This is a genomic window from Microcoleus sp. BR0-C5 (assembly GCF_036705045.1).
Classification (GTDB): Bacteria; Cyanobacteriota; Cyanobacteriia; order Cyanobacteriales; family Microcoleaceae; genus Microcoleus.
The window spans coordinates 77,096-92,110 of record NZ_JAUBTR010000014.1 but is presented as its reverse complement, the minus strand read 5'-3'; the positions used below and the strand labels follow the sequence as shown (position 1 = coordinate 92,110).

Here is a 15,015-nt window from a genome sequence, read left to right as displayed (position 1 = left end):
TTCGGCTATCTTTTCGCCTTTTTATCACCACTTTTCGCGTGACCTCTAAAGGTGCGAGTGGGGGAAAATTCTCCGAGTTTGTGACCTACCATTTGGTCGGTGAGGTAGACGGGTACGTGCTGTCTGCCGTTGTGAACGGCGATCGTGTGGCCTACCATTTGGGGCAGGATTGTGGAAGAGCGCGACCAAGTTTTAATTACTTGTTTTTGGCCGGCGGCGTTGAGCTTTTCGATTTTTGTCATCAGATGATCTGCGACAAACGGGCCTTTTTTTAGCGATCGAGACATGATTTTGGTAATTAGTAATTAGCAGTTGGAATTGAATTGGGAAGAAAGTCGGAGGAATAAAAGAGCGCGGAAAACTTTTTTGTTGTTCCTTATTCCTTCTTCCTTCTTCCTTCTTCCTTCTTCCTTCTTCCTTAACTTTGTCTGCCGCCCTTGCCGCGCTTGGAAGCTTTGCGGCGGCGCCGGACGATTAAAGCGTCGCTGCGCTTGTTTTTGCGTCGAGTTTTTGCACCCAATGCTGGTTTACCCCAAGGAGTGACAGGCCCCGGACGCCCAATAGGAGCTCTGCCTTCGCCACCGCCGTGCGGGTGGTCTACCGGGTTCATGACGCTACCGCGAACGGTGGGTCTGCGACCTTTCCAGCGGGTGCGACCTGCTTTGCCGAGGCTGATGTTTCTGGCGTCGGTGTTGCCGACTTGACCGATGGTGGCGTAGCAGTCGGCGCGGACTTTGCGCTGTTCGCCGGATGGCAGTTTGAGGGTGACGTAGCTACCTTCTTTTGCCATTAGCTGAGCGCTGGAGCCGGCGGAGCGAACGATTTGTCCGCCTTTTCCGGGTACTAGCTCGACGTTGTGGATGCTGGTACCGAGGGGAATGTTCTTCAGGGGGAGGGCGTTGCCGATTTCGATCGGCGCGTCTGGGCCTGAGACAATTACTGTACCGACGTTTAAGTTGAGCGGGTGCAGGATGTACCGTTTTTCGCCGTCTTTGTAGAACAGGAGGGCGATGCGGGCGTTGCGATTGGGGTCATATTCGATCGCCTTGACAGTAGCGGGAATGCTGTGTTTGTCGCGGCGGAAGTCGATGTCTCTATAAAGCCGTTTGTGACCGCCTCCCCGGTGGCGGCAGGTGATGACGCCTCGGTTGTTGCGGCCTTGTTTGGTGTGCTTATTACTGGTTAGAGACTTTTCTGGCTCTGATCTGGTAATTTCAGCGAAGTCCGAGACGGTCTGTTCTCGGGTGCTGGAGGTATAAGGTCGGTAAGAACGGATGCCCATAATCGATCTATTTTAGATTTTGGATTTTGGATTTTGGATTTGACGTTTATCGATTTTAGATTTTAGGTTGAAGATTGGCGATCTTTGGTTAACTTACGAGTTTTCTGGTTCGAGAATTTCCACCAGTTAACCGCAATTTAAAATCTAAAATCTAAAATCTAAAATCCAAAATCGTCTAGACTTCTGGGAATAGGAGTTTGCGGATCGAGTCTCCGTCTGTCAGAGTTACGGTTGCTCGCTTGTAACAAGGTTTAAAGCCGACGAATTTGCCAACTCGACGCTTTTTGCGCGGCGGGTTTTGGGTGTTGACGCCGATGACTTTGACCTTAAATAGTTCTTCGATTGCAGCTTTGATTTGAGGCTTTGTCGCTTTGGGGGCTACGTCGAATGTGAATTGATTTAATTCCATCATTCGGGTAGCTTTCTCGGTGAGAATCGGACGCTGGATCAAATCTGCGTAGTCGCGGGGGTCGATTTTACTCACCGTAAATCTCCTGAATTTTAGCTATGGCTGTAGATGTGACGATAATTTTGTCAGCCGCGAGAACGTCGTAAACATTCAGGGAAGTTGCCAAGATGACGTTTACTAATTCGATGTTGCGTCCTGATAAGTAGACGTTTGGTTGCGGTTCTGGCAAGATTAACAGAACTTTTGTATCGGGTTCGATACCCCAGCGGGCGATCGCACTCAGCAATTCTTTGCTTTTGGGTCTCGGAAATTGCTCTGCAAATTCTTCAACCACAATGATGTCTTCGGTGCGACTTTGGAATGCTGTCCGCAAAGCGAGACGGCGTTCCTTTTTGTTCATTTTGACTTCAAAGTCTCTCGGTTTTGGCCCGAAGATGACACCGCCGCCCCGCCACAGCGGAGAACGGATTGAACCTGCTCTGGCTCGGCCGGTGCCTTTTTGACGCCAGGGTTTGCGGCCACCGCCTCGGACTTCCGATCGAGTTTTGGTGCAAGCATTTCCTTGACGAGCGTTATTCAGTTGCCGCGTCAATGCTCTGTGAACGATGTGAGACGCATTTTCTTCTTTGGCTACGCGCAGTTCTAAAGTTGTTTCCCCAACTTCTTCGCCTTGCCAATTTCGTACTACACAGTTAACCATATCTTTTGTCCTTTGTCTGTTGTTAGTTGTCTGTTGTTAGTTGTCTGTTGTCTGTTGTCTGTCGTCTGTTGTCTGTTCTCAGGTCTTAGTTTTCAGCTCTTAGTTTTCAGCTTTTAGTTCTTAGTTATTGCTTGCTACTAGGCCAACCACTATCTACTGACTGCTGACTACTGACTACTTACTACTGACTAACGTCCTACTTTTTTCTCAGGCACAACATTGACTAAGGCGCCAGCTTTGCCGGGAACTGCTCCCTTAATTAGCAGCAAATTCTGCTCTGTATCCACCCGGACAATTGTTAGTTTGCGGACGGTGACTTGAACGTTGCCCATACGTCCTGCCATTCTTTTCCCGGGATAAACGCGACCAGGAGTAGTTCCAGGCCCGATCGATCCAGGCTCGCGGTGATTTTTGGAACCGTGAGACATGGGGCCTCGTTTAAAGTTGTGGCGCTTTTGGAAGCCTGCAAAACCTTTACCGATGCTCGTACCGATGACATCTACTATTTGTCCGGCTGCAAAAGCATCGGCTTTTAGTTGTTGACCTAATTCAAAGGAACTGGTATCTTCCAATCGGTATTCCTGCAAGTGGCGCAATGGTGTCGCTGCCGACTTGGCGAGGTGTCCCAATTCTGGTTTGTTGAGAGCCTTCGGCTTCACGTCGCCGTATCCGATTTGAACGGCACCGTAGCCGTCAGTTTGTTTTGTTTTGATTTGAGTTACTGTACAAGGCCCTGCTTGTATGACGGTGACGGGGATGGCTCTCCCTTCGGCGTCAAACACTTGAGTCATGCCTAGTTTAGTGCCAAGAATGCCTACAGACACGGATTTTTTTCCTTTTATTTACGCAAGAGGTTTCGGATTGCGAAATTTACGTCAATCCGCTTGCTCTTGTGCAGAAACATTTATTTCAGTGTTCCTGCAATTAACTGTTATCAACCAACAGCCTTCCTCGGTGTTTAAAATTTGAGTTTTAAATTTGGGAGCGAGCTTGTGGAAGTCTTGCAAGGTTTGAGATTCGAGGCTTTTCACCTGTTCGATCTCCGAGTTTTGCCTCGGTCTTGCTTGTTTGTGCCAGGACTTGAGCAGAAAACCACTCAGTATCCTTTACGGCGACAATTCACAATAGTACATGAAGTGTTTGCCGTTTGTCAAGGCCGCGATGAGAATTTTTCGCCTCAACTTTAGCATTTATAATATTTCCAGCTCGCAAGCAGCGATCGACCAAATTTTGATACAGCAGGAAACACAAATTTATGGGACTGATTACGACGGGATCTGATCTGATTCGGGATTTGGAAAAGTCGGGGTCGCTGGCCCTGTACGTTCCTTTAGAAGGAGGATTTGAGGGGCGCTACCTCCGCAGGCTGAGGGCTGCGGGCTACGGTGCGTACACGATTTCGGCGCGGGGTTTGGGTGATTTGGCGATGTATTTAACGGGGGTTCACGGGGTGCGGCCGCCGCATTTGGGCAAGAAAACTACTGGCAATGAAGGGGCTGTGGGTTATACGTACTACGTGCCGCCGATGTTGAAAACTCAATTAGACAATTTGCCACCTAAAGCAAAAGGACTGGTGCTGTGGATTATTGAAGGGCAGATTTTGTCGAGTCAGGAGATTGAGTATTTGACTGTTTTGCCGACGTTAGAACCACGAGTTAAAATAGCAGTGGAGATGGGGGGCGATCGAGCTTTTAGCTGGAAGCCACTTAAAGATGCTTTAGTTGCAGCTTAAATTCCGGTATTTGCGATCGCAAATCAACTAAAAAACGCAGCGAGCAACTAAAGCTCAACAGCTTCTGCTCGCTGGTTTTGATCTTTTTGAGAAAAACTTAATTAACAGGAAAAATCTTATGCTTCAGAACCGCGATTATACCATCATTATTGACAAAAGCGGCAGTATGTACACAAAAGACCAGATGGGCGGTAAAAGTCGGTGGGCGCTCATGCAAGAATCGACGATCGCATTGGCGAATAAATGCGAAGAACTCGATCCTGATGGCATAACAGTTTATGTGTTTTCCGGTCGCTTCAAGCGCTATGACAACGTAACAGCAGCTAAAGTCGTGCAAATTTTCCAAGAAAACGAACCTTCGGGAACTACTAATTTAGCTGCTGTTCTGCAAGACGCTCTGGACAGTTATTTTCAGCGCAAAGCATCCGGTAAGACCAAGCAAAATGGGGAAACAATATTAGTGGTGACGGATGGGGAACCGGACGATCGCAAAGAAGTGATGAAAACGATTATAGAGGCTTCTCGGAAGCTCGATCGAGATGAAGAGTTGGCGATTTCTTTCATTCAAGTAGGAAATGCGCCGGAAGCTACTAAGTTTCTCAAGATATTGGATGACGAACTGCAAAGCGCCGGGGCTAAATTCGATATCGTTGATACTGTCACGATGGATGATATTGAAGGAATGACCCTGACAGAGGTATTGCTGAATGCAATAACTGATTGAGGAGGCGGGCGAAGTTCACGGGATTATATTCGGGCCAGTTAGCCCAGCAGCATTTTTTAGGGGGGTTTAAGTTATGGAATCTATCGATCGCCTGTTAGGTGAACTTAAGGCAGAGTATCAAGCATCTCAAAAAAATGCTGAGTTGAAAAGTCAGGCGCCGGTGCAAGCACAAGCGCCTTTGCCACAAGCAGCAGTGCCGTCAAATCAAACATTTAAAACATCAGATATAAATTTGTATGCTGGTTCTTTGGATAAGGATTTAGCTCAAATTAAGGCTGAGTACGAAGCGCAAAATAAAGCTCAGGCAGTCGCTTCACAGCAACCGCTTAAGGCTGAGCACGAAGCACAAAATAAAGCTCAGGAAGTGGCTTCACTGCAACCGCAACCAGCAGAACAAGTCGCGGTGCCGCAGTTGGACGTACAAACGCACAGACAGAAAGTTAGGCAAGCTCAGGTTTGGCTGAAAAAGTTGGATAAAAATTCCGATGAGGGATATTGGTTCGATCAGTTTGCTTTTAAGTATTCTTCGAGGATAGATGCGGCGATCGACTATTTGCAAGCTGTGAATGAGTTTGATTGATTGAACTACACGGTATTCACAATTTGTCAGGCCGTTTTTTGGTTAATTGCCATCTCTATTTGTTGTAAGGGCACGGCAGTGCCGTGTCTTTACAAGACGTACAATAAATATCCTTTGTATCACGCGGTATTTAGGATACGGCACTGCCGTATCCCTACAAATTGCCAGCAAATAAATATCATTTATAGCGACACAGCACAGTTATTTCCTGTGGCTGCCACAACCACGGGAAGGATTGAGCCTATACTAAATTTTTGGCCACAGATGTAGGATGCAACAAAAACAAAGCCGCCTTTTTTGCTGTATCTTCAGATAGCTGAATTTGTTTTAACTCAACAATACCTTCACTGATAAAAGTATCTCTCAAAGCAGCTTTTTCTCCGCTGTTAAAACTCGTTTCGTAAAACACTTCTCGAATTCCAGCCGCAATGACTAATTTCAAACAATAGATGCAGGGTTCTAAAGTGACGTAAATACTAGCGCCAGCAGTAGATATACCGTGTTTAGCAGCTTTGGCGATCGCATTTGCTTCCGCGTGAACCGCCCTTGATGGCAAAGTTTTGCTGGCGTCGCAACTACTCAAACCAGGATAGCAGAAGCCTTGAGTAGTACAGTGTGCCGAACCTGACGGCGAACCGTTGTAACCCGTTGCTAAAACTTGCCTGTTTTTAGTTATCACCGCGCCTACAGGAAAAGCCAAACAAGTCGATCGAGTAGCGGCCAATTTTGCTAACATTAAGAAGTATTCGTCCCAACTCGGTCTTTCTTCTTCTAAATTCATCGTCTATCCTGGATGTATTGGTTGCTGGTTTTCAGACACTCGGCCGCCTTTTGCAATTCTATTCCCAAATAACCAATATGCTCGCCTTTGATAGCCGGGGAAGCCGCACAAATTTCTCGCACTAACTTGAGAGGGTTTGTTCCAGAATAACAGGTGACAACTTCGCCGCTGCCGGGAGTGGTTTGCGTGACGACTATTTGATTGTCGGCTACTTCAACTAAAAAATTGCCCGCTGCATCGAAAAAGTCTCGATCTTCGCAGATTTTAGCATATTGGGTTTGAATTAGTCGATCGGCATTTTCAAAGGTGTCGTCATACAAGTGAGCCGATTGACTCAGCGTTACCAACGGGCCCATTGTCAAATTATAATCGGAACGCCTCGCAATTTCATCTCGAATGTGCTGCTGCAAAGCCCGCAAACCCATTGCATTAGCCGGCCAAGCCGCAAACATATCGTTACTGCGGAGAGTTGCAGTTAGCGATATTTCTTCATCCACAACTCGAACCCAAATGTGATTTAAACAAGGACTGCCGCTGTGCTGGTGGTCGGAGGAACCGTCAGGTCTTCTGTTAATATTTCCGCCTGCATCCCACAAACTAATTACAGCACTTGCCGCGTCAATTTCCTTAATTAGTTTGGCAATAACTTCTTCAATTTGATCTCGTCCAAACCACGACCTCATCCGCTGTGCGTAGGTATATTTAATGCCTTCGTTATATGGGGCATCTTCGAGCATTTGTGGTTTGTACTGTTCGAGAAAATCACGGTCTATTGGTAAGTAATTCGGTTCAGGAAAATAGAACTCCGCAGGTTCATCTGTAATCACTGCCATTAAGTCGATTAATTCTTGCCACTGTCCGTCATAACCAGTCGGCCGTAAGGTGCCGGTGGTCTTAATTCGGTGGATTATTTTTACCCAAGTTTCGGCGATAGTTTTGCCTTCGATTCTGTGTCCGTATTTCTGGCCGGGGAGTACGGTGGGGACGATTTCGACTAACGGAAAAGTTACGGGTTCTCCCCAAGGTTCCACAGATTCTTTTTCGGAAAAAAACTTGACAAGAGTCACTGTTTCTGATAAATTACTGGCTTCTTTCCATTCTATTGAATGACGCAATAGTTCTAAGGCTTCTGCTGCTATTTCAATATCAATGTAGCCAAATATTGAAGATTTAATTAACCAGCAATCTCTACCCGTATCGCTTTTTCCGGCTTCAAAGCCGTTGCGAAAAAAGTCGATTAGGCACGCGGCAGCACCGGAGTTGCTGTCTTCTTTGGTAGCGTTGAGAATTACTAAAAAGCGGACGTGGGGATTGCACAGCAAGTTTCTAATTAAGAAGTTGATGCCGCGGGTGGGCGAGTACAGTTGTCCGATGACAGCAAATTCATTGGGTTGTAATTTTTTGCCGTTAGCGCAGCCCTTGGAAAGGATCGCACTTTTTACTGTCCAGCCACTGACAATGGCTGTTTGCCCCGTTCCGCAAATTAATTGATTTGGTTTGTATAGGGGTTTGTACTCAAATTTATTGACGAGATTTGTGGCTGTCATGGTTTACCGTTTTTTGCACCGCGTACTACTATATCAATACTGCAGAATATTTGATAATTTTGTTTTAACAAATTCCTCAAGCCAACAATTCACTGACGGCTACGCTAAAACCTGCAAGCACACTTTGAGTGTTCACAACTTCATCCGCATTAAACAACCGCCAGCGTTGCCCTGCATTGACAAATATTAATCTAGCTTCAGGAAATAGCAACCAAACTTCTAAACATCCCGATTCCAAATATTCCTGAGCTTTCGCAAATAAGTCTTCGGCACTGTCTTCGGGGGAAGCAACTTCCGCTATCAAAGGAAAACTTTGGGAAAATGCTGTAAAATTGCCGGATTGTGGCAACTGTTCAGGAGTAATGTAAGCAACATCGGGACGGCGACCCTGTTTGTTAGTGGGGCAAAGTATTTCGGTAAGAACTTCTCCTCCCTGTCCGCTGGAGTCTTTATAATTTCCCCAGAAACGGGCTAATTTAGATTGAGCTAGACTGTGCTTGAATGTCATTCCTGTTTTCTCCACTAAGTTGCCGTCAACCCATTCCATTCTATCAGGAGGCTTGACTAAAAACTCTTCGAGAGATATGACTTTTTTGGACTCAAATTCTGGCGGAATTTCTGCTATATTTTCTGATTTTTGCGGTAATTTTGGCTCAGAGTTTTGGTCGGCATTTTTTGGTATAATTATAGTAGCTGTCATGCTCGCAACCTCGGTTTAAAGATTATAAATTTACAAGCGATCGCTCTCGATCGCATTCGATGACATGATTGAACTTGGTAGATTTTGTCTTTTCAACTTAGCCCGACAATTTATATATCATAGCAATTCAGAAAGGTGACTTTCATGATTCTCTCAAACCGTTTTTCTGAAGCCCTCACCTATGCCGCCGAATTGCACGCTACCCAAGTTCGCAAAGGTTCCGGCGTTCCCTACATTGCCCATTTGTTGGGTACTGCTAGTATAGCTTTAGAATATGGGGCAAATGAAGATGAGGCGATCGCAGCTTTGCTTCACGATGCGATCGAAGATCAAGGCGGCGCCACCACCCGCGAAGCCATCCGCCGCCGCTTTGGCGATACCGTCACAGCGATTGTAGACGGCTGTACCGACAGTGACGCGACGCCGAAACCCCCTTGGCGACAGCGAAAACAAGCTTATATCGATCGCATTTCTACAGCTTCTGCCTCAGTGAGATTAGTCTCGGCTGCTGATAAACTTTATAATGTTCGATCGATCCTGAAAGATTCCCGTCAATTGGGTGACGTTGTTTGGGAACGCTTCAAAGGTGGCAAAGAGGGTTCTCTCTGGTATTATCGTTCTTTAGTAGAAGTATTCCGCAAAGCTGAGTTAACGCCTATAGTTGAAGAATTGGATCGCACAGTTTTAGAATTAGAACAGTTTTCTGAACGCTGAATGCTGAAGGTAAAAAGCACTAATTATCAATTACCAATTACAATTAAAAAATGGCAAATGTTCGCTTAGAAAATATTACCAGACGCTACCAAAACGTCACCGCGATCGAAAACATCAGCTTCAAAATCCCGGACGGGGAATTTTGGGTATTAGTCGGCCCATCCGGCTGCGGAAAATCGACAATTATGCGGACAATTGCAGGTTTAGAAACCGCAACTTCCGGCAATATTTACATCGGAGATAATTTAGTTAACAACATTCCGGCGAGACAGCGCGATGTAGCAATGGTGTTTCAAAATTACGCGCTTTATCCGCACATGACTGTCGCGGAAAATCTGGCTTTTGGATTGCGGATGCGGAATGTTGACCCGACTAAAATTCAAGAACGAGTCGAAACCGTAGCCCGATCGCTCTCGATCGACCACCTCCTCAAGCGTAAGCCCAAACAGCTATCAGGCGGACAGCAGCAGCGGGTAGCACTCGGAAGGGCGATCGCCCGCGAACCGAAAGTATTTCTTTTAGATGAACCGCTTTCTAACCTCGATGCTCAACTGCGAGATGACACTAGAGCGGAGCTTAAACAACTGCATCAACGGCTGGGAATTACCACAATTTACGTCACCCACGACCAAGTGGAAGCGATGACTTTAGCTGATAAGATTGTAGTCTTAAATGGGGGGAAAATTCAACAAATTGGAGACCCGCAAAGCATTTATGCCAAACCAGCTAACCGCATGGTTGCCACATTTTTAGGCAATCCCGCCATGAACATTTTGCCGGCAATTTATACTAACGAATCCTTTCAAGTAGGAAATCAAGCTTTAGTCTGTCCGCCCTCGATTCAGAAAAAATTGCAGGCGAGAGAAGGACAAGGATTTGATTTGGGCATCCGTCCAGAAAATATAGAAATCTTTACCCCACAAACAGTAGAAGATGATGATGATGATTTGAAAACCGATGTTTGGGCACTAGAAAAAGTCCCTCTCGATGTAGAGGTAAAAGTAGTGGAACCTCTGGGGCGAGAAACTTTAATTCGGGCGAGTTTGCCTTTGCTGAGCGCTGAAACTACTGTACAGTTACAAATACCTGCGAGTGTTCGCTTGCGATCGGGCGATCGGCTGAAGGTACAGCTTGACTTCGATCGACTATTTATCTTTGACCCCTCCACCGGTGAGGCGCTCTATCCTTAACGGGCTTGAACAGGACTTACGCACCGGTAATCAGCCGCCGGGGTTTTTTTAGTCGCAGTGCCTAAGTCCTGTTCAATCTAAAATCTAAAATCTAAAATCTAAAATCGACTGAGCCTTCCTGTGGGAAAGTCTCGATTCGTAGTTACAAAAATTTACACTTGACATTTATTAATTTACCAAGTAATGATACGATTAGTATTGGCACAACGGCAAAACGTCCCCCCCAAAAGCTGATATTTCCTGACTCCGGGCGATCGCGACCCACAACGCCAGTATCTTCCCGCTAAGAAGCGGCTTTACGCCCCGACTTGGGAGCAACTAGCGAACCAAAAACTCAGAAAAACGTTCTAGCGGCATTTTTAGATGAATCCCGACAACCTGCCTCAAATGCTGCAAACAGGATTTCACCTAACTTTAGGTGCCACTTCCTTTTTAATTGAGACATTGCAAGATCCTCTGAAGCGAGAAGAAAATCTGGACAAACTGAAGTCAGATTTTGGTCAGCTAGCCGATGAGCTGCTGGAAAAAGGAGAAATGACTGAGCGAGAAGCCCGGAATTTTGTAGATACTATTTTCTCTCAACCGGGCGATCGGGAGAATGCAGACAGTGAATCTGTCTCGCCCAAGCAATCAGATGCAGCGACTGATGCTCCTCCCGAGTCGGTTGTACAGCCTAACGTACAGCTAGAGATTCAAGAATTAACTGCACACATGGCAGCGCTGAGGGCCGAGTTGGAAAATTTGCGCGCCGAAAATTCCCAGTATTAAAGAATTAAGAGTCTTTAACACAGCCGGAGTTTACTTGCCAACTTAATTTAAGAGAACAAAACTTTAGTCATTGTCCCATTTTTCAGAACCGATGAGGTCGGCGATCCGATCGCGCAGCAAGAAGTCGCATTTTTCTAATTCGCACTCTACACAAGCCCATTCCCGAGGCGGAATGAATTGGCAAAGCGTGTAGATAGGCTGTTGGCGGCTCAGCACGCCCTCGTGGACGAGGTGACGCGCTTCATCTTGGATCACATCTAAAGAGTATTGGATTTGGGGAATAGTGGAGTGAATCATAATGCGCCCTCAATGTTTTACTAAAAAATTTTATGGCCCTGGTAATAATATAGTCCAAACTTACGAATATGGAAGTTAAATTTTGTCCGTATACAGCTATACAATTCACTGCCGTAAATAAAAATAAGTTATACGAATTATCAATAAGTGATGAGATCAGTCTGAGGATGTCCAGAAGCAGCACATTTTCCCCACAAGCAGGCGGATCTGCTGGAAAGCTCCATTTAGAACTTAGGAACCCGCGTCCAATTCCCGGTTTCTGGAGACTGCGCCACCAAAGGCAGAATTTGTCGCGAGAAACCGGGTTGATGAATTTAACTCCTAACCCAGCAAGCAGCAAAGGAAAGATTCAGAAGTCAGGCAACTCAAGCATTACCAGTTCCGTCAATGCCGAATAGCACTTCTAGAACGAGAGATTGCGCTGCCGGCATCTGCCCAAAACAAAATACATAAGGAATACTCGGAGGCAAGTGTGGCAAAAATTGCTCTAAAACGTAGGGACTGCCGTAAATTAACACAGCTTGCAGTTCTCCCGTTTTTAATAATTTCTTAAACCAATCTTGAGCTGCTTGGGTCAAACCAGCACTGCCTCGGAAGCAATTGCCGCGAATGAAAATTTGCAGCAGTGTCGGAGAAAAATGCTCTGCACCTGTATTATCAGCGATCGCCCCTGTGCGATCGTCAATCAGTTGCAATTCGTAACCAAACTGTTCGGGAAGGGCGATCGCCGGAGTGTGGTTGCCCAAAAACTCGCACCCCAAAACATCATCTACAACAATCAAATTCCGCAAAAGCTGGTTTTCTGGGGGTTTTGCAACCTGCAAAGGTAGATTGCCGCCAAATTTCAAAGAATCTCGCAAAATATCGGCAGCAGTTGCCCTTGCCTGGGGAGTTGCCAGCAAACTTAAGTCGATTGAGTCGATGGATTCTAAATTCTTGCTCCCCCCCTTAGCAAGGGGGGGTTGGGGGGGGTCAGAAATCGGCAAACCCACCTTTATTTTCGCTTTCCAAATTCGCTTGACAGATTCCTTGATTTGTGATACAGAAAGTCGCCCTTGAGTGACCGCTTCGCAGACCGCGAGAATCGCCCCTTCCGGGTCAAGCGGCATCAGCAAAACATCAGCACCAGCCTCAGCAGCCAAAACAGCAGCTTCATTAGCGCCGTACTTATTGGCGATCGCACCCATCACCAAAGCATCCGTCACAATCAAACCTTCAAATCCCAACTCTTCTCGCAGCTTCCCGATCAAAATTTTGCGAGAAAGAGTAGCAGGACACTCGGCATCCCAAGCCGGAATCAGCAAGTGAGCACTCATCACAGCATCGACCCCAGCAGCCATCGCCTCAACAAAAGGAGGCAACTCAACCTGGGCCAATCTCGCTGGGGAATGCGGCAAAACCGGCAATTCCAAGTGAGAATCAACCGCCGTGTCTCCGTGGCCGGGAAAATGCTTAGCAGTAGTCAAAATCGGGTGTTCACCTGCGCCGCGAATAAAAGCAGCGGCTAATTTCCCGACAATTTCCGGTGTCTCGCCAAAAGCGCGGACGTTAATCACAGGATTGTCGGGATTGTTGTTAACATCAACCACTGGTGCGAGAATCCAATTGAGACCGATCGCCCTAGCTTCGATCGCCGTGACAGCGCCCATTTGTTCAGCATATCGATCGGCTTTACCTGCATCCTGCCGCGCCACTTCGGCAATTGCCATCGGCGGCCCGAACCAAGTCGCCCCCGCGAACCGCTGGCCGACACCTTCCTCAATATCAGCCGCCAGCAGCAGCGGAAACTTAGCCCAAGACTGCAATTGGTGCGATCGAACTGCCAACTCCGCAGCACTTCCCCCGACCAAAATCACCCCGCCGACGCCCAACTTTTCCAGATAATAGCGGAGTTTGCTAGCAGTTGGTTCCCATTCCCGATAGCGAATTTGGTGGTCGAACAAGCAGCCAGAAGCGCGCACCACGAACATCTGGGCCACCAGTTCTGGTAAGGAAAGATTGTCAATCATGGGAAATTGTTGACTGTTGACTGTTGACTGTTGACTGTTGACTGGCTTCACAAACTAATTCTCGTCTGTTTCGGGACTTTCATCCTCAGCGAATTCTTCATCGGGATCTAAAATATCCGGTTTGCGATCGGCAGAAAGCTGATTCAGCAGTATCAACATTTTATCGCCCCGTTCCAAAGAATTGTCTTCGAGAAAAATCACTCCCGGCGTCCGGCGCAGTTGCAATCGTTGGCCCAACTGGTTGCGGACGTAGCTAGTAGCAGATTTCAAACCTTCCATAGTTTCAGCCTTTGCCTCATCAGTACCGTAGATGCTGACAAAAATTTTTGTATGCTGAAGGTCTCCCGAAACAATTACATCGGTAACGCTAACCATACCGGCACCTACCCGGTCGTCCTTGATTCCATTCAGCAACATCAGGCTGACTTCCCGTTTAATCATTGAAGCTACACGCTCAATGCGACGACTTGTAGCCATAGAAACTATCCCCTACTTTTAGATCAGCCATTTTCATCCCGATTGACAATTGTAGCGCGATCGGTATCGGGTGTTATGTGCGATCGAGGGAAAAAATGAGAATCAGCACGACACGGATGAACACGAATACACGGAGGATAGTCAAGTTAGCCAATTGTGCAAACAGTCAGATGACTCAAGTCATCCGTGTATCCGTGTTCATCCGTGTTATGCTCTACTTTTTCCCGGCGAGGGGACTGAAACAAAGTAGACCAAGTTTAACTAAACTATAGATTTTAAAATATCTAATATGAATATTCCTAAGTCAATTGTTCGCATTTTTCTAATTCTCCCAAACGGTCAGATTGTGGCACAACTGCGAGATAATATTCTAGGTATTGCAAGTCAAGGGATGCTTTCTACTTTTGGTGGTGGCGTGGACGTTGGAGAAAGTCCAAAGCAGGCAGCGGTGCGAGAACTGGAGGAAGAAACTTGCCTCGAAACCAATTACACAATAGAATTTATCACAACTTTTATACACCAAAAAACCCAAAACAATCAAAAAGTTATACAGGAAAATCACTTGTTTTTGGCTAGGATTAGGAATTGTGAGCAAATAGAAATCAAAGAAGGTGTGGGTTTTGTAGTTTTGAGAAAAGATGTAGATTTTGGGAAAGTCAACGCAGGCGAGGGTACTCAAATGGCTTGGAAATTCTTGCAGGAATATTTAAAATAAAAAGTCATACACAATATTTTTCCTGTGCTGGGACTGAAACATGGAGCAACCCTGCGTTATTATTAGAGCTAGAAGCCATTATTCACAGAGCAACTGAGCCGCCCTACAACGTTCAAATCCCACCGAAAAACTAGACTCATGCGATCGACAACTCTGGAACAACTATCTGCTGCCGAAGCCGAAGCCATCCTAAAATACCTTCCATAACGAATTCGTGCCGCCCTCATCGCCCGTGCTGCTGAGATTGAATATCCGATCGAAATTGTTGTGTCCATGGCAATTGCTAATTTCCTCGATAGCGAAGCACTTGGTTTTGCCGATTGCAAACCGGGGCGCGGCAACTAAAGACTCTGAACTTGAAGTTAATGTCGGTAATTAATGGGCGATCGT

19 protein-coding genes are annotated in these 15,015 nt (G+C 46.4%); 7 read left to right on the top strand and 12 right to left on the bottom strand.

The window, feature by feature from the left end:
* Positions 1-5: 5 nt before the first annotated feature.
* The 5 genes from rpsS to rplC form a co-directional block, all read right to left on the bottom strand.
* On the bottom strand, positions 6-287 hold the full coding sequence (gene rpsS / locus QUB08_RS09555; protein ID WP_041623488.1) for a 30S ribosomal protein S19: 282 nt from the start codon (positions 285-287) through the stop codon (positions 6-8).
* 131 nt (positions 288-418) lie between these two features.
* The gene (gene rplB, locus QUB08_RS09550) at positions 419-1,282 is read right to left on the bottom strand and encodes a 50S ribosomal protein L2 (RefSeq protein ID WP_333057787.1); all 864 of its coding nucleotides are present in this window, start codon (positions 1,280-1,282) and stop codon (positions 419-421) included.
* Between the two features lie 175 nt (positions 1,283-1,457).
* Positions 1,458-1,766, bottom strand: coding sequence for a 50S ribosomal protein L23 (locus tag QUB08_RS09545; RefSeq protein WP_006634999.1), 309 nt, complete (start codon positions 1,764-1,766; stop codon positions 1,458-1,460).
* The gene (gene rplD, locus QUB08_RS09540) at positions 1,759-2,391 is read right to left on the bottom strand and encodes a 50S ribosomal protein L4 (protein ID WP_190657994.1); all 633 of its coding nucleotides are present in this window, start codon (positions 2,389-2,391) and stop codon (positions 1,759-1,761) included. The genes QUB08_RS09545 and rplD overlap by 8 nt, the downstream gene beginning before the upstream one ends.
* Positions 2,392-2,579: 188 nt before the next feature.
* On the bottom strand, positions 2,580-3,215 hold the full coding sequence (rplC, locus tag QUB08_RS09535; RefSeq protein WP_333224537.1) for a 50S ribosomal protein L3: 636 nt from the start codon (positions 3,213-3,215) through the stop codon (positions 2,580-2,582).
* Positions 3,216-3,646: 431 nt separating this feature from the next.
* Here rplC and QUB08_RS09530 point away from each other — a divergent pair, with 431 nt between their 5' ends.
* From QUB08_RS09530 to QUB08_RS09520, 3 genes are all read left to right on the top strand, one after another.
* A complete protein-coding gene (locus tag QUB08_RS09530) occupies positions 3,647-4,123 on the top strand; it encodes an NAD(P)H-quinone oxidoreductase subunit N (RefSeq protein WP_332978150.1) in 477 nt (158 codons plus the stop codon).
* Between the two features lie 118 nt (positions 4,124-4,241).
* A complete protein-coding gene (locus tag QUB08_RS09525) occupies positions 4,242-4,847 on the top strand; it encodes a VWA domain-containing protein (RefSeq protein WP_333224535.1) in 606 nt (201 codons plus the stop codon).
* A 73-nt stretch (positions 4,848-4,920) separates the two neighbouring features.
* Positions 4,921-5,427, top strand: coding sequence for a salt stress protein, Slr1339 family (locus QUB08_RS09520; RefSeq protein WP_333224534.1), 507 nt, complete (start codon positions 4,921-4,923; stop codon positions 5,425-5,427).
* 241 nt (positions 5,428-5,668) lie between these two features.
* Here the strand turns inward: QUB08_RS09520 and QUB08_RS09515 are convergent, their stop codons facing one another.
* The 3 genes from QUB08_RS09515 to QUB08_RS09505 form a co-directional block, all read right to left on the bottom strand.
* Positions 5,669-6,208 (bottom strand): dCMP deaminase family protein, encoded by a 540-nt coding sequence (locus QUB08_RS09515; RefSeq protein WP_333224532.1) that lies wholly within the window; start codon positions 6,206-6,208, stop codon positions 5,669-5,671.
* Positions 6,205-7,755: a thymidylate synthase gene (locus tag QUB08_RS09510; protein ID WP_333224530.1), complete on the bottom strand. Its 1,551-nt coding sequence runs from the start codon at positions 7,753-7,755 to the stop codon at positions 6,205-6,207. The genes QUB08_RS09515 and QUB08_RS09510 overlap by 4 nt, the downstream gene beginning before the upstream one ends.
* Before the next feature lie 76 nt (positions 7,756-7,831).
* Entirely contained in the window at positions 7,832-8,455 is a 624-nt protein-coding gene (locus QUB08_RS09505) for a Uma2 family endonuclease (protein WP_333224528.1), read from the bottom strand.
* Between the two features lie 144 nt (positions 8,456-8,599).
* Here QUB08_RS09505 and QUB08_RS09500 point away from each other — a divergent pair, with 144 nt between their 5' ends.
* From QUB08_RS09500 to QUB08_RS09490, 3 genes are all read left to right on the top strand, one after another.
* Positions 8,600-9,169, top strand: a complete 570-nt coding sequence (locus QUB08_RS09500; RefSeq protein ID WP_333224527.1) for an HD domain-containing protein — start codon at positions 8,600-8,602, stop codon at positions 9,167-9,169.
* Positions 9,170-9,219: 50 nt separating this feature from the next.
* On the top strand, positions 9,220-10,359 hold the full coding sequence (locus QUB08_RS09495) for an ABC transporter ATP-binding protein (RefSeq protein WP_333224525.1): 1,140 nt from the start codon (positions 9,220-9,222) through the stop codon (positions 10,357-10,359).
* A 363-nt stretch (positions 10,360-10,722) separates the two neighbouring features.
* The gene (locus QUB08_RS09490; RefSeq protein WP_333155757.1) at positions 10,723-11,127 is read left to right on the top strand and encodes a hypothetical protein; all 405 of its coding nucleotides are present in this window, start codon (positions 10,723-10,725) and stop codon (positions 11,125-11,127) included.
* Positions 11,128-11,190: 63 nt separating this feature from the next.
* Here QUB08_RS09490 and QUB08_RS09485 read toward each other — a convergent pair whose 3' ends face one another.
* The 3 genes from QUB08_RS09485 to rbfA form a co-directional block, all read right to left on the bottom strand.
* On the bottom strand, positions 11,191-11,424 hold the full coding sequence (locus QUB08_RS09485; RefSeq protein WP_333057778.1) for a DUF4327 family protein: 234 nt from the start codon (positions 11,422-11,424) through the stop codon (positions 11,191-11,193).
* 365 nt (positions 11,425-11,789) lie between these two features.
* Complete coding sequence (locus QUB08_RS09480) at positions 11,790-13,433, bottom strand: glycoside hydrolase family 3 N-terminal domain-containing protein (protein WP_333224566.1); 1,644 nt, start codon at positions 13,431-13,433, stop codon at positions 11,790-11,792.
* Positions 13,434-13,487: 54 nt separating this feature from the next.
* Positions 13,488-13,910, bottom strand: coding sequence for a 30S ribosome-binding factor RbfA (rbfA, locus tag QUB08_RS09475; protein WP_333224524.1), 423 nt, complete (start codon positions 13,908-13,910; stop codon positions 13,488-13,490).
* Positions 13,911-14,199: 289 nt separating this feature from the next.
* Here rbfA and QUB08_RS09470 point away from each other — a divergent pair, with 289 nt between their 5' ends.
* The gene (locus QUB08_RS09470) at positions 14,200-14,625 is read left to right on the top strand and encodes an NUDIX domain-containing protein (protein ID WP_333224522.1); all 426 of its coding nucleotides are present in this window, start codon (positions 14,200-14,202) and stop codon (positions 14,623-14,625) included.
* Between the two features lie 68 nt (positions 14,626-14,693).
* Here the strand turns inward: QUB08_RS09470 and QUB08_RS09465 are convergent, their stop codons facing one another.
* Positions 14,694-14,900, bottom strand: coding sequence for a hypothetical protein (locus QUB08_RS09465; RefSeq protein ID WP_333224520.1), 207 nt, complete (start codon positions 14,898-14,900; stop codon positions 14,694-14,696).
* Positions 14,901-15,015: the final 115 nt, after the last annotated feature.